Origin of the sequence: Flagellimonas sp. S3867 (assembly GCF_014698935.1) — a bacterium.
Taxonomy (GTDB): Bacteria; Bacteroidota; Bacteroidia; order Flavobacteriales; family Flavobacteriaceae; genus Flagellimonas.
Genome location: NZ_JACVMN010000002.1, coordinates 653,876 through 676,209, shown reverse-complemented (window position 1 = coordinate 676,209; position 22,334 = coordinate 653,876). Strand labels below are relative to the sequence as shown.

At 36.4% G+C, this 22,334-nt stretch carries 19 protein-coding genes and 1 tRNA gene; 13 read left to right on the top strand and 7 right to left on the bottom strand.

The features are described from left to right. Positions 1–18: 18 nt before the first annotated feature. Entirely contained in the window at positions 19–1,011 is a 993-nt protein-coding gene (gene dusB, locus IAG46_RS10745; RefSeq protein ID WP_190810355.1) for a tRNA dihydrouridine synthase DusB, read from the top strand. On the opposite strand, the gene IAG46_RS10740 is transcribed toward dusB, so the two are convergent. Both IAG46_RS10740 and rbfA read right to left on the bottom strand, forming a co-directional pair. Next, the gene (locus IAG46_RS10740; protein WP_190810354.1) at positions 1,008–2,216 is read right to left on the bottom strand and encodes an ABC transporter permease; all 1,209 of its coding nucleotides are present in this window, start codon (positions 2,214–2,216) and stop codon (positions 1,008–1,010) included. The genes dusB and IAG46_RS10740 overlap by 4 nt on opposite strands. A gap of 2 nt (positions 2,217–2,218) precedes the next feature. After that, positions 2,219–2,611 carry a 30S ribosome-binding factor RbfA gene (gene rbfA, locus IAG46_RS10735; RefSeq protein ID WP_190810353.1) on the bottom strand — a complete coding sequence of 131 codons (393 nt, stop codon included), beginning with the start codon at positions 2,609–2,611 and terminating at the stop codon, positions 2,219–2,221. Positions 2,612–2,712: 101 nt separating this feature from the next. Between rbfA and mce the strand changes: the two genes are divergently transcribed. Beyond that, positions 2,713–3,120 carry a methylmalonyl-CoA epimerase gene (gene mce, locus IAG46_RS10730; protein ID WP_190810352.1) on the top strand — a complete coding sequence of 136 codons (408 nt, stop codon included), beginning with the start codon at positions 2,713–2,715 and terminating at the stop codon, positions 3,118–3,120. A gap of 59 nt (positions 3,121–3,179) precedes the next feature. Continuing rightward, a tRNA-Ile gene (locus IAG46_RS10725) sits at positions 3,180–3,256 on the top strand. A 171-nt stretch (positions 3,257–3,427) separates the two neighbouring features. Here the strand turns inward: IAG46_RS10725 and IAG46_RS10720 are convergent. After that, positions 3,428–3,658, bottom strand: a complete 231-nt coding sequence (locus tag IAG46_RS10720; protein WP_190810351.1) for a helix-turn-helix domain-containing protein — start codon at positions 3,656–3,658, stop codon at positions 3,428–3,430. Positions 3,659–3,786: 128 nt separating this feature from the next. Here IAG46_RS10720 and IAG46_RS10715 point away from each other — a divergent pair, with 128 nt between their 5' ends. Then, the gene (locus tag IAG46_RS10715; RefSeq protein WP_190810350.1) at positions 3,787–4,044 is read left to right on the top strand and encodes a hypothetical protein; all 258 of its coding nucleotides are present in this window, start codon (positions 3,787–3,789) and stop codon (positions 4,042–4,044) included. Positions 4,045–4,667: 623 nt separating this feature from the next. Here the strand turns inward: IAG46_RS10715 and IAG46_RS10710 are convergent. Both IAG46_RS10710 and IAG46_RS10705 read right to left on the bottom strand, forming a co-directional pair. Beyond that, a complete protein-coding gene (locus IAG46_RS10710; protein WP_190810349.1) occupies positions 4,668–5,174 on the bottom strand; it encodes a hypothetical protein in 507 nt (168 codons plus the stop codon). 9 nt (positions 5,175–5,183) lie between these two features. Next, positions 5,184–5,492: a hypothetical protein gene (locus IAG46_RS10705; RefSeq protein WP_190810348.1), complete on the bottom strand. Its 309-nt coding sequence runs from the start codon at positions 5,490–5,492 to the stop codon at positions 5,184–5,186. A 185-nt stretch (positions 5,493–5,677) separates the two neighbouring features. Between IAG46_RS10705 and IAG46_RS10700 the strand changes: the two genes are divergently transcribed. From IAG46_RS10700 to IAG46_RS10660, 9 genes are all read left to right on the top strand, one after another. After that, complete coding sequence (locus tag IAG46_RS10700) at positions 5,678–6,727, top strand: hypothetical protein (RefSeq protein WP_190810347.1); 1,050 nt, start codon at positions 5,678–5,680, stop codon at positions 6,725–6,727. A 218-nt stretch (positions 6,728–6,945) separates the two neighbouring features. Next, positions 6,946–9,180, top strand: a complete 2,235-nt coding sequence (locus tag IAG46_RS10695; RefSeq protein WP_190810346.1) for an N-6 DNA methylase — start codon at positions 6,946–6,948, stop codon at positions 9,178–9,180. A gap of 35 nt (positions 9,181–9,215) precedes the next feature. After that, positions 9,216–10,664, top strand: coding sequence for a restriction endonuclease subunit S (locus tag IAG46_RS17665; protein WP_223826653.1), 1,449 nt, complete (start codon positions 9,216–9,218; stop codon positions 10,662–10,664). Next, positions 10,661–11,491 carry a hypothetical protein gene (locus IAG46_RS10685; protein WP_190810345.1) on the top strand — a complete coding sequence of 277 codons (831 nt, stop codon included), beginning with the start codon at positions 10,661–10,663 and terminating at the stop codon, positions 11,489–11,491. The genes IAG46_RS17665 and IAG46_RS10685 overlap by 4 nt, the downstream gene beginning before the upstream one ends. A gap of 1 nt (position 11,492) precedes the next feature. Further along, entirely contained in the window at positions 11,493–12,332 is an 840-nt protein-coding gene (locus IAG46_RS10680) for a GIY-YIG nuclease family protein (RefSeq protein WP_190810344.1), read from the top strand. 107 nt (positions 12,333–12,439) lie between these two features. Further along, positions 12,440–15,220, top strand: coding sequence for a sugar transferase (locus IAG46_RS10675; RefSeq protein WP_190810343.1), 2,781 nt, complete (start codon positions 12,440–12,442; stop codon positions 15,218–15,220). Between the two features lie 371 nt (positions 15,221–15,591). After that, on the top strand, positions 15,592–16,908 hold the full coding sequence (locus IAG46_RS10670) for a hypothetical protein (protein ID WP_190810342.1): 1,317 nt from the start codon (positions 15,592–15,594) through the stop codon (positions 16,906–16,908). Positions 16,909–16,912: 4 nt separating this feature from the next. Then, a complete protein-coding gene (locus IAG46_RS10665; RefSeq protein ID WP_190810341.1) occupies positions 16,913–17,929 on the top strand; it encodes a hypothetical protein in 1,017 nt (338 codons plus the stop codon). Continuing rightward, complete coding sequence (locus tag IAG46_RS10660; RefSeq protein WP_190810340.1) at positions 17,917–18,705, top strand: OmpA family protein; 789 nt, start codon at positions 17,917–17,919, stop codon at positions 18,703–18,705. The genes IAG46_RS10665 and IAG46_RS10660 overlap by 13 nt, the downstream gene beginning before the upstream one ends. 1,007 nt (positions 18,706–19,712) lie before the next feature. Here the strand turns inward: IAG46_RS10660 and IAG46_RS10655 are convergent. Continuing rightward, complete coding sequence (locus IAG46_RS10655; RefSeq protein WP_223826652.1) at positions 19,713–21,299, bottom strand: type IV secretory system conjugative DNA transfer family protein; 1,587 nt, start codon at positions 21,297–21,299, stop codon at positions 19,713–19,715. Positions 21,300–21,303: 4 nt separating this feature from the next. Continuing rightward, positions 21,304–22,332 carry a MobB family relaxase gene (mobB, locus tag IAG46_RS10650; RefSeq protein WP_190810339.1) on the bottom strand — a complete coding sequence of 343 codons (1,029 nt, stop codon included), beginning with the start codon at positions 22,330–22,332 and terminating at the stop codon, positions 21,304–21,306. Positions 22,333–22,334 lie beyond the last annotated feature (2 nt).

Sequence of the window (22,334 nt, the reverse complement as noted above, 5' to 3'; positions counted from 1 at the left end):
AATCCAAAAAAACAGGATTTGCCAAAAATTGGAGACATAGAACTTCCTAATTTTCCGCTACTTCTTGCCCCTATGGAAGATGTAAGTGATCCACCCTTTCGTGCTTTGTGCAAAGAGCAGGGGGCGGATGTGGTGTACACCGAGTTCATTTCATCTGAAGGATTGATTAGAGATGCGGCCAAAAGTGTCATTAAATTGGACATTTATGAAAAGGAAAGACCCGTTGGAATCCAAATTTTTGGTGCGGAATTAGACTCCATGTTACAAGCGGTTGATATTGTCGAGAAATCCAATCCTGACATTATCGACATTAATTTTGGCTGTCCAGTAAAAAAAGTGGTCAGCAAAAATGCCGGTGCAGGAATTTTAAGAGATATTCCGCTAATGGTTAAATTGACCGAGGAAATTGTTAAGAGAACTAGCCTCCCAGTTACCGTTAAGACCCGATTAGGATGGGATACCAACTCTATAAAGATCGTTGAGGTGGCCGAGCGCCTTCAAGATGTGGGAATCAAAGCTATCGCCATTCACGGTCGCACAAGAGTTCAAATGTACAAAGGAGAAGCAGATTGGAAACCCATCTCCAAAGTAAAGAACAATCAAAGAATGCATATTCCGGTTTTTGGTAATGGCGATGTGGATACTCCTGAAGCTGCGCTAAAGATGCGTGAAAAATACGGATTGGATGGCGCTATGATCGGCAGGGCCAGTATCGGAAATCCATGGTTTTTTGGTGCAGTCAAACATTATATTAAAACGGGAACTCATTTACCCCCGCCTTCGATGACGGAGCGAGTAGAAGCTGCTCGTAGACACTTACAAATGTCAATCGATTGGAAGGGTGAAAAATTGGGCGTTTTTGAGACAAGAAGACATTATACAAACTACTTCAAAGGAATTCCACATTTTAAGGAATATCGAATGAAAATGGTCACAAGTGATGACGCAGCGGATGTATTTGCTGCCTTTGATGAAGTCTTGGAAAAGTTTGGCGATTTTCAATTTGCTTAAGCGGAAATCAACCTTTGGTTTATCCGACTACTCGCAATTTTCGAGGAAACAAACCCTAAAACAACAATAGTTGCCAGGACGATAACGAGATTCATTACATTGTATTCTACAGGATATGCCAAGGAAGGGGTTATTTTTAACCATCCGAAGGCCAATTGAGACCCAATCAAAAGGGATCCGATCAAAACGCCAATTAGCCCTCCTAAAGTGGTGACCAACAAACCCTGTGTAAAATATATCGCTCGCAATTCTTTGATAGTTGCTCCAAGGCTGAACAGGGTTTTTGAATTTTGTTGTTTGTCCAAAATCATCATAATAATAGCTCCAACAACATTGAAAAGCGCAATGATCAAAACCAAGGTAAAGATTAAATAAGTGGCCAGGTTTTCGGTGTTTAGCATGCGATAAAGTGTTCCATTTTGTTCTTGTCGGTTTAAAAGCAGCACTTTATCTCCCAAAATGGATCCAATCTTGTTTTTTACCTCGTCCAATGAGGACTGCTCTTTCAACTTAAAGTTAATACCTGAAATTTGTGTGCTGTCTTTTTCCAATAAAGCTTGCACAAGTGGAAGCTGTGCAATAACATATTTTTTGTCCAAATTCTCTTCAACCGCGTAAACTCCGCTCAGCACAATGGGCAACTCATTATATGGTTTTGAATTCAGACTTTGTTGTGAAAAGGAACCCTCTCCGGGTTTTGGAACCAAAACCGTCATTGGACTTTGGTAATTATCAATAGGAACCCCCAGTTGATTGTAAATACCAATTCCGGCAACACCGTTATATTCCATTACACCCCAATTTCCAAAATATAAAGTACTGTCGACTCCTGTAACCGAACGATAGTTATTGTCCACACCTTTAATATATGCAATGCAGCTCTTTTCTCGAAAAGTCATATAAGCCCGCTCTTCCAATTCCTTTGAATAGTTGGCTAACCCTTCAACATTTTGCAATGCATCTTCTTCACTTTTTGAAATGGAAAAGTACTTGCCCGTGGTCGGAAATGCCTTTAAATCGGGATCAAAGGTGTTGGTAAAGGAAAGACTGAAAGTTTTTAATCCTGCAAAGGCAGAAAGCACAACAAAGAGTGCTGCCGAGCCTATTACAATGACCAAAAAAGTGATAAAATTGATAATATTTACCGCATTTTGGCTACTCTTGGATCGGAGATAACGCTTAGCGATATAAAAAGAAAAGTTCAAGATTAGGATTTCTTTCGTTTATCTAACAAATCTCTATTTTCAATAGGGTTTTCATCCCCTTTAAGGGATTTTTCAATGTTATCAATGTACTCTAGTGAATCATCTAGATAAAAGTTGAGCTCCGGAACACGGCGAAGTTGATTTTTGGTACGCTGTGCTAGATCGTGTTTGATTAAACTTTTATTGGACTTGATTCCCTCGAGTAATTCATTGGCACTTTTATTCGGAAAAATGCTTACATACACTTTGGCTATGGATAGATCGGTGGTCACATATACTTTGGAAACTGAGATCAAGGTTCCCTTTAGACCACCATCTATAGCAGCGCGCTGCAAAATGTCGACAATATCCTTTTGAATGATTCCAGCTATTTTTCGCTGCCGTTGTGTTTCCATAAGTGCAAAATAACGGAATAAATGACGAACCTCATGATATGATACCCCAACAGTACGTATTTTTGATATTAAGCAAGAGAAAAGCAGTTAAAATTGTAGCTATGGATAAAATAGAACATATTGGCATTGCGGTAAAAAACTTGGAAGATTCCAATGCCTTGTTTGCCCAACTTTTAGGAACTTCGCATTATAAAACTGAAGAGGTGGCCTCTGAAGGAGTGCGGACATCTTTTTTTAAATCTGGTCCAAACAAAGTGGAACTATTGGAGGCAACAAACGAAGAAAGCCCTATAGCCAAGTTTCTGGAAAAAAAAGGAGAGGGGATACACCATATTGCTTTTGCTGTAGATGATATTAAAGCGGAAATCCTAAGATTAAGAGAAGAAGGCTTTATAGTCTTGAACGAAACACCTAAAAAAGGAGCTGATAACAAACTGGTAGCTTTTTTACATCCGAAGGGAACAAACGGGGTTTTGGTAGAGCTTTGCCAAGAAATAAAGGTGGAGTAGCACAGTAAAATTTTGCGCTGTAGCAAAATAAGTAGTAATATTGCATCCGCAAAAATGTAGGTCCTATAGCTCAGTTGGTTAGAGCACCTGACTCATAATCAGGGGGTCCATGGTTCGAGCCCATGTGGGACCACCAGAAAACACAAGGCTTCAGAGAGATTATGCTTTTTGAAGCTTTTTTATTTGCACATAATTTGCACATAAAATTGGATTGATCGGCTCCTGAACTTTTTTGGTTTTAAATGATTTCAAATTTTATTTGATACTAGCCATTTGGGAGCTAAGACTTAGAAGAAGGAAGAAGAATTTATTTGATTCCTTTGAAGAACTCTTCTAAGGTTATTCCATGGATTTTGAGAATCCTTATCAAGGAATTAATGGTAAAATTTTCACCTTTCTCTATACGCCAATAGTTTTTTCGTGGAAGCCCGTTCTCCACCGCGAAAGCTTCATAACTTGTATATCCGCTTCTAATCCTTAGCTCCTTAATGCGGTCAGCAATGGCTTTCCTTTCTTTTATATAATTGGCTTTTTGCATGGGCGGAAAGTTGCGGAAAACGCCGGACACATATTACGTCATATATAGCGTGACATTTTTGTTATCTTTGTTTCTGTATTACAGTCTTTTAGATTATAATAGTCAATGGTGATAATCAAATTGCAATAGTGGCATCAATACATGTTAATTTAAAATATGTGCTTTGCTTGACAAAAGAGACGGACGAATTGTTCATGGCCTCGTTAGAAACCTTAATGAAGTCGAATAGCTCTGACTTTATGGTCTACAAAGTGTTTGATAATAAGTTTGAAAATTTGCCGGGACTTGAAGAATGGGCCAATGTTATAGAAATCGATTTGGAAACATTCACCCAGCTTCATTTAAACCTTTGTTACAAGGTTGGTAAGGAGGTTAGAAAAAGATGATTATATTATTCTATCCAGAAACCCAATATAGGAATTGACTTTTAGGTAAAACTCCTCAACACCATAACCCCCTATTGAGAGTAACCTCCTTTCTAGTCTTGCATACTCTTTCATTTCCATGCCATTACTATATTTCAAATAGTTTGACCATAATAATTGTTTGAAATCCTCAGTAGAAGCAATCTCGACTGCAAGAATAATGGGCACTATGTTTTGAGGTTGTATTAAATTCACTCTATAGGCTATATATGGCTCAATTTAAATTTAGTGATTAAGTTAAGCCAAAAGCTCCATTTCTACATAATGATAAGCAGTTTGTATGGAATTTTGTTATAAATTGCTACAATAGACATATTTATTAACCTTTTTTAATTTATTAAATGAAGAAATTAAGTTTAGAACAACTGAAGTTGGAGGATAACAACGTAATTCCTCATGAACAGTTAAACCGCATCTGTGGTGGAAATACTGAACCGTCTACAGGTAGAATAGATATTTTTAGGCAGCCTCTTCCTTGATAAGAAAGGCATTCAACTTTTCCAAAATCCAGCCAATATGTGCTTAGCAAATTCCCATTGGTCTTGGCTAAAAGGAAAACTATCGTTTTATTAAACTTTAAATAATCAAACCTCTTTGAAAAACTTCAAAGCAAAACCACAAAAATCCTTTATTATTTCTTTATCGAATGTGAATTCAGGCCTGTTTCCCAAATAGTTTTTTGATGTAGGAGTAATTTCTTCCCCTTTTTCAAGTTCTTCGAACGAGATACATTTAATATGTTTTTTACTAAGATGAATGATTAATGCATTGTGATAGGGATAATTTTTTGGCAAATCCGATCTCTTAAAATTTCCATTCGCCCTAAACTTTACTTCAACAAAATAAACGTTCCTTGTATTATTGTCTTGAATTACAAAATCTGGCATTCTTCGAATTTCATGAGCTACATCAGACCTTACTCCTTTTAGTAAATCCATTACCCCTGGAATTGTATTTTCCATCCCATATCTGAAAACGTTAAATCCCATACTTAGAAAGAGCTCTTCAACCAGAGTTTCTGCAATTCTTCCCTTGATCATTCCATATCTAAAATTTCTATCCTTTTCGGACAGGCCGATTTTGCCTTCCATGGTTTATCCTCAAATAATGTTGACTGTTTTCAATATGACCAATATTAGATTCAAGCCTCCAATAATTATAATAGACCAGGTCAATTCCCTTTGCCTCTTGGATGATTTTTCTAGATTAGCAATTAATTTTTCATTGAGTCTGCGATTTAACTCTGCATTACCCTGTTCAGCTACTTGTGTATAATAAGTGGTTCCCAAAACAACATTTGAGGCATAGTTTACCCTTGAAATTTTACTTTGACATTCTTCTACAACCTTTTTTATCAAATCATCCGCACAACCTTTCGGATAATCAGCAGGGATATTTACTCTGCTCATCGTTTGTTAGAACTTTTGGATTGAAAACAAGTTAGTAATTATTCGACTGATCTCTAGAAAGATTCTTTATCATTAAATACCTTAACACAAATGTAATGTTATTCTTACGAAATTGTTTTACATTGACAATTGCAAAGTTTCCCTCAAATAACTAACAAACATTCCTAAACGTTAAACCAAGCACCATGATGAAAAAGCTACCTTTTTTATGCACATTCTTGATACAGATATGTACCGCCCAAATTCAGAACAGTTCAGGTAACACTCTTTTCTTTACCGATCGAGCGGAACAGGTCAATGTAAAGGCAACTGGATCCGAAAAATCTCAATCATTCGAACTTGGAATATCAGCCAAGTTGAACTCCTTGTTTTGGAACGACAATTGGTCCTCCATAAGATATTATGGAGTTGACACGAAAAGGAACGGAATTAGTATTAAGGGAAAAGCGGACTCTACGGTTTCTACGTCTTCAGGATTGATATTTAAAGGAGGATTGAGTTCTAAAACAGGTATTTTTAAGGAATCCCCAAACAATAAATGGTTCTTGTCAGCTGGAATTATCAAAGGAACCGATAAAATTAATCGTTATGCACAACGAAAAACGGCTTATTCATTTGGTTTGGCAATGAAGTACACCTATGAAAACAGGTCAGTGTTCTACGATACAATAAGCATGTCAAAGAACGCCAAGTATGCGAGTACCATTTCCATAGATGGCCATCTGGAATTATATCCTCGTTGGAAAGCAAAAGGAGCCTCTGTGGGCTTTACTGGAGGGTACCGTCGCGATACCAACGCCGATGATTTGAATGGTTTCCAAGACCTCCCGTTAGCCTTTACTGATGCTTTAATTGCGCAGCTCTCTCATGAGGATGGTAAGATTGGCAGACATGAGTACCAAAACAATTTTTACGCTAGTGCTTCACTTCCTTGGTTTTTCTATAAGCAACGAAAGGACAAACCGAGCAGTATTGAGCTTTTTTTGGGAAAGACGGCCATAGTACCTTTCTGCCATGTTACCTTTGGTGACCGCAAGGTTCTTAATCCAGGGGTATCCCTTTCTTTTGCTGACATTGGTATGAACCGAGACAGCTTTCAAGATCTTTTTGCAAGCAGCTTTCATATTGGCTTAGATTGGATTCAAAAAGATGGAGAGTGGTCAGGACCTATATTATTTTTCGGGGGTAATATAACAAGCAAGAAACTGTTCAAACATACACCGATTGCTAGATAGTTTACGAAAATTGGTTATAATCAGCTTCTCTCTGTTAGTTTGAAGGAAATAAGTTGGCAATTCTAAATCTCTTTAGCGGTGAGAGTTGTCAATTTCTTTATACAACTATTGAACTAAATTTGTAAGGCCCTTTGCAAGGGCTTTTTTATACTTGACACATTCTTGGCGATCAGAACGGAATATCGTAATTTTCCTACTTGTACAAACTATACCGATCAATGACCATAAATGATATTCTCAAAGGCTCGAAATATTCTGAAGAAATTTTTAATGATGAAGCTGTAGATAGGCTAAATGCAAAAATTGAAGTAAGAGTTTCGAGAGGGAAAGATACTCCATTTGTTAAGTGTCTTAAAAGAAACAAAGATATTCAGCTCAAACCTGAAGAGGTAATACGACAGCTTTTTTTGGACAAGTTGTTAACTGAATATAATTATGGCAGAAGCAGTATTCAGGTTGAATATCCAGTGAATTTTGGAAGACAGACTAAACGGGCAGATATTGTAATTATAGATAAGGAATATGATTCTCCGTACATAATAGTCGAATTAAAAAAGCCAAAATTTACTGATGGGAAGGAACAGTTGCGTTCCTACTGCAATGGTACGGGAGCTCCTTTGGGAGTATGGACAAACGGGGAGCAAATTGAGTATTACCATAGAAAAGATCCTAACTACTTTACTAACTTAATCGACATACCGAAGTCTGCTGAATCCTTATCAGATTTTCTAGATACTCAAAACAGGTTCACTTATTTGGACTTAATTCTTGAAGACAAACTACAAAAGAAATCTTTAAAACAAATCATCCAAGAACTCGAAGATGAGGTTTTGGCTAATGCAGGAGTGGATGCGTTTGAAGAACCTTTTAAGCTGATATTCACTAAACTATGGGATGAGAAAAAGCATCAAAAGGACCTAGGCAAAATTGAAACTTACCTTGATGCAGTTGGTATTGATAATATTTATGACTTAAAGAAAGATGAGTATAAACAGCACTACGAAAAGCTTAAAGAGAAACTAAGCTTACTTGATTTTAGAGCCTCTGGCACAGAATCTGAAGTATACGACCGAATAGATGGACTCTTCAAAGAAACTCAAAAGGAATGGCGTGATATTTTTCAAGAAGGTACCAGCATTGAGCTATCAAGATCTCACACCTCTATTGTAGTTTCCTATTTACAAAATATCAAACTATTCAATTCAAATTTAGAGGTTGTAGATGAAGCCTTTGAATATTTGGTGAACAAGAACAACAAAGGAAATAAAGGACAATATTTCACCCCGAGGTATGTCATAGATATGTGTGTGAAAATGTTAAATCCGCAACCACATGAAACTATGATAGACACAGCTGCTGGTAGTTGCGGATTTACAGTACATACCATTTTCCATGTTTGGCGAAAATTAAACCCTAACGAAAACCATCTTTTTACAGCTGAGGAAAAAACTGATGAACAAAAGGCATATGTACGGGATAAGGTCTTTGCGATGGATTTTGACAAAAAAGCAGTACGGGTTGGAAGAACTTTAAATCTAATCGCGGGAGATGGTGAAACTAATGTGTTACACATGAATACCTTAGATTATGACCGATGGAATGAACTGAAAAAAGAGAAATCTTGGACTAGAACATACGACAAAGGTTTTGAGCGGTTAGAAGCTTTACGTACTGATAAAAAAGAATCTAAAGGAAAGGCTAATTACAAAGAATTTCGGTTTGATATTGTCATGGCCAACCCACCATTTGCAGGGGAAATAAAGGATAATCGTGTTATCAACCAGTATGATTTAGGGCATAAATTGGATGATGATTTTGAACGTGTAAAGGTTCAGGAGAAAATCAGTCGAGATATCTTATTTATTGAACGGAACCTAGATTTTTTAAAACCTGGGGGAAGAATGGCTGTAGTATTACCCCAGGGTCGTTTTAATAACTCCAGTGACAAAAGGTTAAGAGAATACATAGCCAAGCATTGCAGAATTCTAGCTGTTGTTGGATTACATGGTAATACTTTCAAACCTCATACTGGAACAAAAACGTCGGTACTCTTCCTACAAAAATGGAATGATAATCCTGAAGTAGGAGTGTTATGCCCAAAACAAGAAGATTACCCTATATTTTTTGCCACGCAACTGGTCAAAGGAAAAGACAATAGCGGAGAAAAACTCTACTATGCCATTGAAAAAGAAACCACAACTGACCCAAAAGAGGCACGGCAAGATAGGTGGTATCACTACATTGTTGCCCATGATTTGTACAATCATGGAAAGTTTGTCATAGAAAAAGGGTTTAAAATGCAGGTGGACTATGAAACCTCAACGGGCGAAATCATCAAAAAGGGAACCATGCTATCCGAAGACCTTGTAATAGATGAAGGGGAAACAAGTGATGGAATAGCTGAAGCTTTCATGGAATTTTCCAAAAAAGACCCGCATCTCGATTTTTTTTAGAGAGCCCTTTCAATAAAATTCGATACAAGAATTTGTTGGAAGGGCTAGAAATTTCAGAGATTGACTTTTTCGAAACACAGTCAATAGTAGATTTTAGAATTGATTCTAATACTTATTTAAAAGAATATTTAGAGTCTGATAAACTAATTGAATTAAAGAACCCTTTGAAAATAGGGTGTATCTCAAAAAGTGTTCAGAATTTTGGGGCATACTCCTTGACAAATTTTATAAACTTCATAGATTCAGGTATTCCTTTCCTGATGACCGAAAACATAAGACATAATTATATTGATTGGGATATACACAAATATGTCGATAAAGAAAGCCATGAAATGCTTTATAAATCACATTGTAGAAAAGGACAGGTATTGATAACAATGGCTGGAGAATACCTAGGTAGAGTTGCTGTTTATAACAAAGACGAGATATGTAGTTCTAATCAAGCCATCGCTAAAATAACTCTAAATCCGGAACACAACCCCTATATAGTTTCCACTTTTTTGAATTCTGAACACGGACAAAACCAAATAAATAGGTTAAAAACTATTACGGGCCAGCCCAATATCAATATGTCATTAATTAAAGAACTAAAAATACCTGATTTTAGTTTTGATATTGGCAGAGTCATAGAGGGCTTAATTTCCCTATCAATTAAAAAGAGAGAGACCGCATCTCATATATATAATCAGGCCGAACAAATCTTGATGGAAGAAATATGCTTACAAGATTATATAGTAAACCAAGGTCAAACTAATATTAAGACTCTAAAAGAAAGTTTTTTAGAAACGGGCAGATTAGATGCAGAATATTATCAAAAAAAGTATGATGAGATTATCAATCATATTACTCAAAATTATAACTATGAACTATTGGGCGATTTAGTTGATGTTAATAAATCATTTGAACCTGGATCGGATTATTACAGAGACAGTGGAATTCCTTTTTATCGTGTTTCAGATATTACTAAATCTGGATTAAGTAAACCAGCGAAATACTTGCCCGATAATTTTGTTGAGGGAAATGACTCACTCGTTCCTAAAAAAAATACCATTTTATTCTCTAAAGATGGTTCTGTAGGCATTGCTTACAAGTTGGAAGAAAAACTGGATGGATTCACTTCTAGTGCATTGTTGCATCTAAATGTAAAGTCTTCAAAAGTAAATGCGGATTATCTGACGCTCTCCCTTAATAGTATTGTAGTTCAGATGCAAGCCGAAAGAGATGCAGGGGGGTCTATTATACAACATTGGAAACCTTCTGAAATAAAAGATGTGATAGTCCCCATTATTTCTGATAAAAAACAACTGGAAATCCAAGGACATATTCAACAGAGTTTTGCCCTTAAAAAACAATGTGAGCAATTATTGGAAATAGCAAAATTAGGTGTAGAAAAAGCTATTGAGGAAAATGAAGAAAGCGCAATAAATTGCATTAATGATAAGTTGGAGGAATTAGGTGTAAAACTAAACACCGAAAAAGGATGAGCCAACATTTTAAAAAGTGGGTTGAAGACTCAGGCATAGACTACTACACATACTTTATCAAAGCTTGGATAGCTTTTAACTCATGGTATCAACAGAAGTATGGGGCTAATCGTCAATTTAGTACAGAAAGAGCAATCATAAATGAGATAAAGCGCTCGTCAAACGACTTTTCAAATGCTATAGAAAATTACATTGAAGGTACAGGAGATGACAGTGATAACTTTAGAGCTTATTTGGCCAGTTTATGTAAAGCACTGCAAGACTGCACCATAGAAAATGGAGAAGAACGGATTAGTTTCTCACAAATCGTTATAGAAACAAACAGATACAATCAGGTCAACGAAAATCACCGAGGCATCAGATACTTTATTGAAAGAGATGACTCCAACAATACAGTAAGAGTAGTTGTCGAAAACTCAAATGGCACATCCAAGTACTTTCTGGATCAAGCCAGTGGTTATTCAATAGAGGAAATAAAATCCCATAGACAATGGAATGGTTTAACCTCGGCGCAACAAGAGCAATTAGAACAAAACTATCATTCGATAAACCCGAGATTACCTATCAATCTAATTAGGAGACCGCATGAAAAGTTGGAAGGGCAATCCTTTGATGAAAGAAATTACTATGAGTGTGGTTCGTTCGATTTTGTTAGAAATCAAGATAGTTCAAGGAAGGCTGATAGTATCACAAAAGGATTAATCGAAATCTTATACAGATTACGAAATGCCTTATTTCATGGCGAGCTTGATCCATCAGGAGATACAATGGAGGTGTATAAATACACCTATTTAATAATGAAAATGTTAATCGTAAAAATGAGATAGCATGGGAAAAACGATAACCACTTACCTTATTGACGGCAATCCGAAAGGTTCTCAGTCCATTTTTATCAGTAACAAAATCTGTACTGCATTGGTTATCCCAAGAGCCAATCTAGCCCTAATCAATAAAAGAGATGAGTTAAAGAGCCCAGCATTTTACATATTACTTGGAGAAGATAACGAAGCAGAACAAAAGGCTTATTTGGGCGAGACAGAAAATTTTGTTGAACGTATAAAAAATCATGATTACAAAAAAACTTTTTGGCAAAGAGCCATTGTTTTTATCTCAAAAGATGGTGCTATGACCAAGGCGGATGTTCAATACTTAGAATTCTTGGCTATTAAAACTGCAAAAGAAACTGGACAATTCAATTTGGAAGAAAACAAACAGAACCCAAAAGAGCCCAATTTACCGGAGCACCAAAAAGATACTATGAGTGAGTTTTTTGAAGATGTCAGAATCCTTACTTCATTTACTGGTTGTTCAATTTTTGATTTAATAGAAGTTAAGAATCAGCATATCTTTTACTGTAACAGAAGAAAAATAGAAGCCCAAGGTATTTATACCGAAAATGGATTTACAGTGTTGAAGGGCAGTAAACTTGCTATTGATGTCGTGAACTCATTTGACTGGAAAGAGAAAAGGGCAAGAGAAATAGTTTTATCTACTGAACAATCGGAGAGATTCTATATCCTCAAACAGGATAAGACATTCAACAGTCCAAGTACCGCAGCTAGCTTTTGTACTGGAGCAAATGAGAATGGTTGGACAGCTTGGAAAGATGATAAAAAAAACACTCTTGATTCAGTATATAGAAACCAGTTGAATGAAACAATCAGGTGAGAAGATTAAACCATATTTTATCCAAATTAATTATATCAATTAAAAACTTAGTTGTATTAATTAAGGAGTAATAGCTATTAATTGAATTGATTTGAAAGATTATCCTTATGACGGACTCTCCCAATATTTATGAAAAATTAAGCGAGTTATTGCCATATGGAGAGTGGACAATATTGATTATTGCTTTACTTGGATATCTCTTTTTTAAATTACTTGAAAAAGCTTTACCTGCTATCTTCAAACAACTTTCCCAATGGTTCAAAAGTGGTCTTTCTGAATGGCGAGAAAATTTCAAAATAGAAAGTAATCTTAGAAAGTACATATCTAATGCGAGCAAGAGAAATTGGATCACATCTATAAAATCATTATCAAAATATAATTTAAACATTGACTTGATTGATGTTTTTCAACTACCATTATTAAATGGGTTGACTTCTTCTAAAAACGGGTTAAACAGTGTTTTAAGCGAGAATCACTCGTTTGCTATCTTAGGAAAATTGGGAAGTGGGAAATCTTCTATTTGCAATTATCTATCTTATCTCTATGCAAATGATTTAGTTGAAAAAAATCTCGGTATAAAGGACGTGAGGTTACCTTTTCACATTGCTTGTGGGTTAATCAGCGATTTTTCTAAACCTTTATATCATTTAATATCAGATTATTACAATGAAAGAGGTTGTCTTGTTACAGCTGACTTTGTAAAAAAGCAATTAATAAATGGAAGGTGTATTATAATAATAGATGGTCTAGATGAGATTGTGGACTATGGCGACCAAAAGAAAATCAGCAATTTAATTCTTGATTGTAAAGATACTTTTCCTAAAAATAGATTTGTGCTGTCTTGTCGTGAACTAGACTGGGAGGAATTAAAAGTGCCTGGCTTTCAAGGGTATTACATATCCGATTTAGACAAAGATCATGCAAAACAGCTTATTCAGAAATGGTCTTCAATCCTTGGAAAAGAATACGAAAATAATTTAAAGTCACTTACAAAACGTATAACGAATGCGTCAAAGGACTTAAGCAATATATACTCAAATTATCTATTGTTAACTGTACTAATAATATTGAGTGCAAATGGTTTTAGATTTAAGGACAAAAGGACAGAAATATATGAATCAATTATAAGAGTACTACTTAACGAATGGTCTGATTTGAGAGCAGATAAAAAAATTAGTAAGAAAGATATAAACTCTCTATTTAAATTGCTACAAAAAGTATCCTCCTTTCTCTTGTTTTCAGATTCAAATGAAATCCTAGATTTAAACAACCCCAGTTTTTATGACTTTATAAAGACCAAATTGGTCGAATTGTTTGATGAAAATGAATATCAAGAGCCTTTATATGTTCTGGAAAGTTTAGAAAGAACTGGAATTTTGATATCTGTTGGAAAGTCCAAATTTAAGTTTGTAACGAGAATATTTCTTGAATATCTAAGTGCTTTAGACTTAAGGTATAATTTTTCTGATTTATTATTTGAAAAATCCGTAACAAGATATAGTTGCTTCGAAACCCTTTTATTGTTTTTCGAACTAACAGACAAAAAAAATGAGCAGTTTGACAATTTGATTGGCAAAAAAGATAATTGGGGCCTAAATCATTATCGTCTATTATCTGGAATGTTAATTCGGAATCTAGTCCCGCCTGGTGAATATTTGGAAGTTAAAAATTCAACATTGGATTTTTTTGAGAAAACTCTTCTCTCTCAAAAAACTGATAGAATTCTTTTAGAGAATTGTTACAAAATTGATAAAACCAAAACATTATCGCTTTTTGAGAGGTATTTGAAAACAATAAAAACGACTGATGTTAATCATGATTTAATATCATCGATTTGTCAAATCGAAGATGAAAATATAGTTGATTTATTGGAATCTAATTTTAAATCATTAGATTTTAATACTAAAACACTAATTACAAAAGAGCTTGGAAACAACAAACTGTCAAGTGATTTCTTGTGGAAACTTGTTTTTGAAGAGACCATGAAAAATGTAGCTATAAAGTCCTTGACAAATAACAGTTTAGACAACTATCATATCTGTTTAAATATTATAGAGGACAAAATATTACTAAATACGGCTGATAAATCGGGTTTCAAAAATAGTTTAGAAACGAAAGAAATTGTGATTGACGTTCTAAAGGCATTTAATAATCCTGAAACTATAAATTATTTTTCGAATAATTTCAAAAAATTTGAAATAGGATTGCTTAACTATATCCAAAAGGTTTATGGAGAAAAGTATTTTCTTTTAATATCCAAAAATTTCTCAGTCAATAATTATGTTAGATATTTCAAGCGTCCTTTCGACCTGGTATTGGGAGTTATTTTATCTATGTTTTTATTTTTTCCAATTTTACCTATTATTTACTTGTTAAACCTATTTTATAACAGAGGCCCCATGTTCTTTTATCAGGAAAGAGTTGGACATTTAAACAAACCTTTTAAGATTTACAAACTCAGAACTATGAGAATAAATTCTGAGGATTCCGCATTGCAAGCAACCAAAAATGATTTCAGAATCACCCCTTTTGGAATTATTCTAAGGAGATTCAATATAGATGAACTTCCGGTTCTAATTAGTATTTTGAGAGGTGAAATGTCCTTTATAGGTCCTAGAGCTCAGCGACTTATATTTTTAAAAGAACTTAGAAAATATGTTGAACATTTGCCATATGATGAATTAATGAAACATTTAAAACCAGGATATACAAGTATTCGAAATGTCCAGAAAGATATTATTTATGATGAAAATCTTAATGAGGTTTTTGATGGATTTCAAAAGGAATGGGATTATTTATTGAATGCCAGTTTATCATTAGATTTAAAAATATTACTTAAAACCTTTTGGCTCTCAATTTTCAGTAGTACTGCATATAGGGGTTTATAGGTTTATGTGTGTCCGGTAAAATATACCAACTTTAAAAAGGGTGGGTAAGGAAACTGACATATGGACTATTTTGTGATTGCTAAAGATTCATTTTTGACAAATTTATTCTACAAACCATGGTGGAGCTCATTTAATCAATACCATAACACTTCATAATTCATATAAAATTGCAGAAAATCCGTAGAATTTCTAAGGATTTTCTGCAATGGGTTTTCGCGGTCAATTCATATATTACATAGCTTCAAAGAATTGACTTCCTACATTTTAGCTCCCCCGTTGAAAATACCCTTAAATGGGTATTGGTCTGGTATTCTTTAAACTTGACATTTAAACAACTAACCAATGAGAAAAATTATCAAACATTCAACATTATGAAAAACTCAATCATTATTTACTTTCTTTTATTATTCTCTTTTAGCAGTTTGAAAGCACAGACTTTAGATGAAATAGCATATAATCATTATTGGGAAAGACTGGAAAAATTCATTGGAAAAACGGGGTCAAAAGAAAAGCTACATTTATTAAGTGTATACCGTGAAGCGAGTTGGGCGGACTCAGATAATCAGGCAGCTTTATCGGATCTTTATGAATTCGCGTCAATGATTCCGGAAGAAGAATTTGTTATTGAGCCCGGTTTTCACAACTTAAGATTACATGAACAGTATGGAAGATTAATAAGTTATGTAGAGATTCCCGAGGGTCAAACTGCAGAGGAAAAACAATTATTTGTTGAGGCACAGAAGAAATTGGAAAAAAGTACAGAGGAATATTTTGAAGCCTTAGATGAATACAATAGTAAGTTTTATCAGTTTTGGGAATTTTTGGATAGTAAGAAAATTAAGATGGACAATTTTCAGCGGAGGCATTTCAGAAGAATGTATCGAAGAATATTAAATAATGCGAATAGGAAGTACAAAGATGCACATGCAGAAGTTCTTAAATACAGTGACAGATTTAAAACATATAGGGATGCTTTGGTTGCTTTTGATGAGTTTATTGAAAGTGCAAGTACTGCTGCTGCTGATGTTCAGGAAGGTGCAAATTTGTACAATGGGGGAATAAATGTGCTTAGTCAAATTCAAAAATGTACTGATGCTAACGATGATGGGTGGAGCGCGATTACCTTTCGTAAGAATATCACTTCATCTTATACCAAAAACGGTAATTGGAATGTAAATGGCAGTTGGGGAGGGTCTACGTTTTTTGGTGGTCTAGTTTCAGGTGGAGGAGGCCGAACCACTTACGAGCATTATATATCTGAAGATACTGATAGCATTTCCATAAGATTTTGTAATCTTCGATTTGTACCTGTTCGACCAACTCAATGGTACAATGCATCTCTTCTGGAAGGAATAAAAGATGGCACTGTTACTTTGAGAGAAGGTAATCCACTTGAGGATAAACCACTTTATGGCCCAAATGGATACTTTCCCCGTTTGCTAAAGGGAATAGTTGTTGCGAGCGACGTAGATATTATTTCAAGCATCAACAATACCAAATCAAGTGAAATAAGAAAGAAAACAAGAGGCAAAGCAGGTTTTGGAATTGGGAAACTACGAATAGGAGGCAAAGCAGGGAGCAGTAAGGAGTCAAAATGGACAAGTAACACTTCTGGATCATTTAAATCAAGTACTTCATCCGAAAGTCCTATTATAATAGGTGTTTTGACAGAAGATACATCTATGTAAAGACATGATGAAGAATATTTTTAAAGTATTAATTCTTATTGTATTTCTAATTTTTCTCTTTTTATCATCATCGAACACTAGAAGTCAACTATATCAATTAACTCAGTATTTATTTGCTGATAATCCATATGTCAATGTTGATGATAAATTAGCGGGAATTATAAGAAACTACTATTCCGAAAACTGGGGTAAATATCAAATACATTTTCTAGATAATGCAAATTACAACTTCGATAATCAAGGTAAAAATACTGATGAAGACGAGGTGATTTATAGATTAATGAATTTCTACGGTAATGAGCTTGCTTTAGAAAGTGAATTGTACAGGCCAAGTTCGAAAAGTCTAATAGAAGAATATGGACTGCTTTTGGATGATGTAGAAGATGACGAATATGATTTTTACGATGAAATAAAAGAGGAATATGATGGTAACGTAATCCCTACCGTAGATGGTGTAGCAGGAATGTCAGATACCAATCCACCATACAGAAGTTCGGAGGTTTTTTGGAAAGATCTTGCTGAGGATGTGTTCGACAAAATATCCATTAGTAAAGCCAAAATTGTTGTCTCAAGCGGAGAGTACCCTGTTGATATATTGCTATCACACAGATATTTAAGGCTAGATTTTGTAAGAGATTGGTTTTCGGCAAATTTAGTTGATGATGTGTTTTACAGCGATGACAATAAAACTAAATCGAAATACTTTGGACCTAAGGGAAGGCTCAGGTTAGTTCCAAGTCAATTTTGGATTCGTTACAATGACAGGGTTTTTATAAATATACCTTCTGAACAATCAGAAACGATATTAAATTCTATATCTGACCCACAGTTGATACTGACCTTTAACGGAACCACCCAGAATTATACTATTAGTAAAATCAAGCCTTCTTCTAATTCAGATATTGAAGGCTTCAATTTAATGGGAATCATCAATGAATCTGAATCATACATATATGCATTGGTTTCGGAAAGAAGAGTGTACCCCTTTAATAATAAATACTCTTTGCCATGGAAAAACTAAGAGAAGTACTGAAAAGATATAGTGATTTGTCAAAAGTACTATTGGGTGGGGTATTGTGTTTAGTGTGTATAAGCTCTGTGGAATACATTGTAGGTAACGTAAGAGCAGATAAGGCCCTAAGAATAGATAATGACGTATTTGGCATTTCATTGTCGGTTTTCATTCTAACTGTAAGCTCTTTTATAGTTTTGATTCGTAATAAGCGTGTAAATCGTGGATACCTTATGGCAGTTTTAATTGGACCTATATTCGGTAGTTTGGTACTACTACTTGCGTCTATTCGTCCAGGATCTGGCCCTATCTTGAATACAATCAATGTTCCCTACGAAAAAGTAAATAGAGATTCAAACTTATTGGTTTTACCAGTGATATTTGATAATGGTAGTAGCACCTTGAAGGAAGCCGAAAAGGTCAAATTGTTAAACTTCACTAAACTTTTTAAACATTGTGAAACTCATGAAATATTAGTTAGAGGGTATGCTAGTTCAAGACAATTTAAAGAGCAAAGTAATCATCGTAATTATCTTTTGGCTAATGAAAGGGCTGAAATTGTAGCTGGGTTTTTAAAACTTGAAACCGGCAAGAATTTTAAATCTTTTAAATGGGGAAGTTTCCAAGAAATGTTGGAAGGACGAAGAATTAATGATTTAGACCCTAACGATGACCTCATCCCAGAACTTGAATTATTGAACAGAAGGGTTGAGATTGTTTGGAAAGAAGATGAATGTTTACAATCGTTTGCTGCCAATAAGGCATCCGAACTTGTATTAGATTGATTTTCTAAACCCAAATCAAATTAATGGGTTATTTGGAAAAAGATTAGAAAATAGATTAAACCCTTCTTCTTTTTCCAGATTAGAAATAAAATCTAAATCGTTTGACTGATATAAATCGTTGGTCTAAGCCTAAAATGTGAGCCAGATTGTCGACTAAAAAAAAACCCCCTGATAACATTACTGTTTCAAGGGTTTGTTGTGGTACCTCCTTGGTTCTTAAATCCCAAAAAGGTTATTATGAAGAAACAAGCTAAAGCTATGAGTGGGGAAAGCAGATCCCGAATGTTCCATTTGAACAGCTTCAGTTGAAACTTTTTGGCCAGATACTGGTTCATTGAGACCAACAAAAGGAGCACGCTGATTCCCAGACCCCAATCGGCGGGGATAAAAATGGTGTCGTTTTTTATTTCGAAATAGGCATTTTCAACTGAAAAAGCGACTATCAGGATCAATAGAGTCTACAGGGCCTTTGGGAACATCCAAACGACACACTGTTTTGAACTTTCCTTGATCACAGTGTGCTGGTATTTCAATTGTACCAATTGCTGTTCCTTTCTATCCAGTGCCTTTTACCGAGGATTTAATGTCCTTGAAACTGAACCCCCTCAAAAAATCCTGGGCCCCTGATATGAGAAAGGCGATGACGGTCAATGAGGAAAAGAACAGTGGGACCTGGACCCAATGTCGACCGTTTTGGTTTAAAATCAGTTGGAGATCACTGGTTTGTGGGAAATTCCAGAATAGGACATAAAACAGCAAGAGAACGATAATGGATGGGCCATGGGATTTGAATTGTAATAAAACCACTTGTGTCCAACGGATGAAAGCTTTGAAATTCATTGTTTTTGGTCATTTGTCCCTTTTCCCATGACAGGGATAAAAGAGTGATTTATAATGTAGGGGGAAGATTGTTAAATATAAACGAAATACGTGAAATAAAGAGCTATCCAATTGTGTTCCAGTCAATCTTTCCATGCAAAGGATGGAAAGTCTGCTTCCTTTTATACTTACATAAGGATGGATTTGACATCTTCGTGGATCCCATCAAAGTTTGACCTAAGCTCTTCACCAGTTTTTGAACGGGGCTTTGGCAGTTCCTTTTGGATCGAAGGAACCCTGAACCGTACCTTTTTGTCCTTTCCATCGAAGAACACCACAAATTCCCCTTGTCGTAATCCATAGAAGGCATCCGCCCGGGTCTTGGAGACTTCCCTTTCACTTTGGGTCACACGGGTATCGAAATTGAGATTATACCCTTTGTTCACGCTCTTGGACTGTTTTTTGACAATCTCAAAGAAACGCTCGTAGTATTTGGCGGTGTCAGGGTCATTGGCCTTACCAAAGAACTGGTAGGAGAGGTTGCCCAATATGGCCTTGCTCGCCTTGTCCCCGTAGAGCATATCGTTCTGGATCTTGTCCTGTAGCACATAGATAGTAGAAATGTCATAACTACGTAATGTAGCTGGAATACGGTGCATGTTCAAGAGCCGTATGGTGGAAGCCTCCTCGATGAGGAAGAACGAGGTCAGACGGTTTCGTTCGCTCATTTGTTTGGAAATGATATGGATGATGGTCGCTATCACCGGGGATAGGGAGGTTTCTTTTTTTGGGTCGTTGACAATGGAGATCACCGATGGGTTTTTGGTGTTGTTCACGTCCAAGGATACCTCATCCGCCGAAAGGGCCATGAATATTTTCTGGGTGCTGATCTTTTTAAAGGCATTGGCCAAGGTACTCTTTACCCCAGCGGTCTGCCTATCCGAACCTACGCCACTGATAAAGGCATCCGCCATGGCCTTCGATGTCAGGTCGGCACTCAGGAAGCTTACCAATTGCTCTGTGTCCAGATATTGGTAGAGCGCGATCATATGGGGAATGGTGCAATACTCCTGGTAATCCGTTTTCAACCGCCAGATAAGACCACCTATCAGCCCTTCCACGGCATCCTGAAAGAACTTTGAAGTGCCACTGGCACCACTTTCCTTGAGCTCTAGCAGGTTTTCCAAAAGCACACGGGAAATCCCGTGGACACTTTCCTCATCCGGCAAATACCTTGGGGCAATGGGGTTTACACGATTGTATATTGGGTCAAAGGAAACGATATGGAACTTCCGGTCAGTCCCTTTGAAGAGCGGATAGGCCATTTCCGTGATCTCGAAGTTCTTATAATCGTGCATGACCCCACAAAAACGGTTCGCTGCAAAATGCTTAAAAAGGTTGTATACGACACTTTCGGTCTTTCCACTTCCTGCTGCCCCTATAATTGAGATGCCCCGTCGGATATTGTCCAACACGACCCTTGAGCCTTTGGTCTGCAGCACCAACCGATATTTTTTGTCAATGGTGTTGACCTCTCTGTTTGGAATGAAGACATAGTACAAGAGGTTTACAAATCCCCAGGGCAACAATACATAGAGCATTATTCTCAGAAAAGCGTTCATTTCCAATAGGAAGAAAAAAACCGTTCCGATTCCAAGGATCAACATCCATGATACTAAAACTCCATAACGGAGGTACTTGACCAAAAGGAAAGAGATCAAGCATCCAAATGGCAATAACAACAGAACGAAATGTATAACTTTAATGGTCAGCATAATCTTAGATTTCAATGGCCCCCGATCTAATGGCCCGTTGAATACCCTGCTTGAGTTTCATGATGGCCTTATAGGCCAATTGTACCTTATTGGTTGGAATATTGGGGATATGGATTCCGCCATTGTGCAACAGATTCAGGGCAATCTGTTTTTCATTGGAAGGCAATCCCATCAATAGGGACATGAACTTTTTGGGGTCTTGTCGGTACAGTTTTTTGGTACTGTACCGCTCCACATAGTTCCGTTGATAGGAAAACATACGGTCAAAGGTCTTTTCTGCGGATAGGTAGAACCCGTCGCGATGGAACCCCTGTTTGACCTTTTTGCCGTTGAGGATGGTTTCCGATTCCTTGAACTTGGCCCCAGGGGAAAGACTATAGGTATTGGTCATATCCTTTCGGCTTACGATGATATGGATATGGGACTGTGTCCTTTCCTTTTTCATTCCCTCGACCACCATTTTGCCATTGATCTTGTGTGGGGCTTCTTGAATCAAGCGTTCGATTTCCTTTTGGATGGCTTTAGGATTACCCTGGAGCTCCCCACGCTCCACCTTGGCAAGGTCGTTACGGAGTTTGGCGATCTGTTTCCGGTACGGGGCATTTTCGAGCACCTTTTTATCAATACCCCTAAAGGTGCGTTCATGCTCGATCTTTGCATAGTACTTGATGTCATCAACGGTGACCTTTCTGTCCCGATAAAAGGAGGTGGCATAATCCTTCATGATCTCTCGGGCATATCGTCTCAGCGCCTCGGGATTATTGCCTATATGTCTGAGTTCCCGTTGGCTGGGACTCACCACAATGGAATAGAATTTGGGCTCCCTTTTTTTGAGCTTGGCGGTATTGCCGTCGATTTCCGATATGACCCTTTCAGGGGCAATGGCATTTTCATTTTGGTCAAAAAAGGTTTCTTGCCGATCGGGTTCCAAATCTTGGTTCTCTTTTTCCAGATAGGCCACATAGTCCCGTACGCTACTGTTATAGGTCTCGAAACCCCTTCCGATTTTCTGTGCTGTGATGGTGATGTACATGA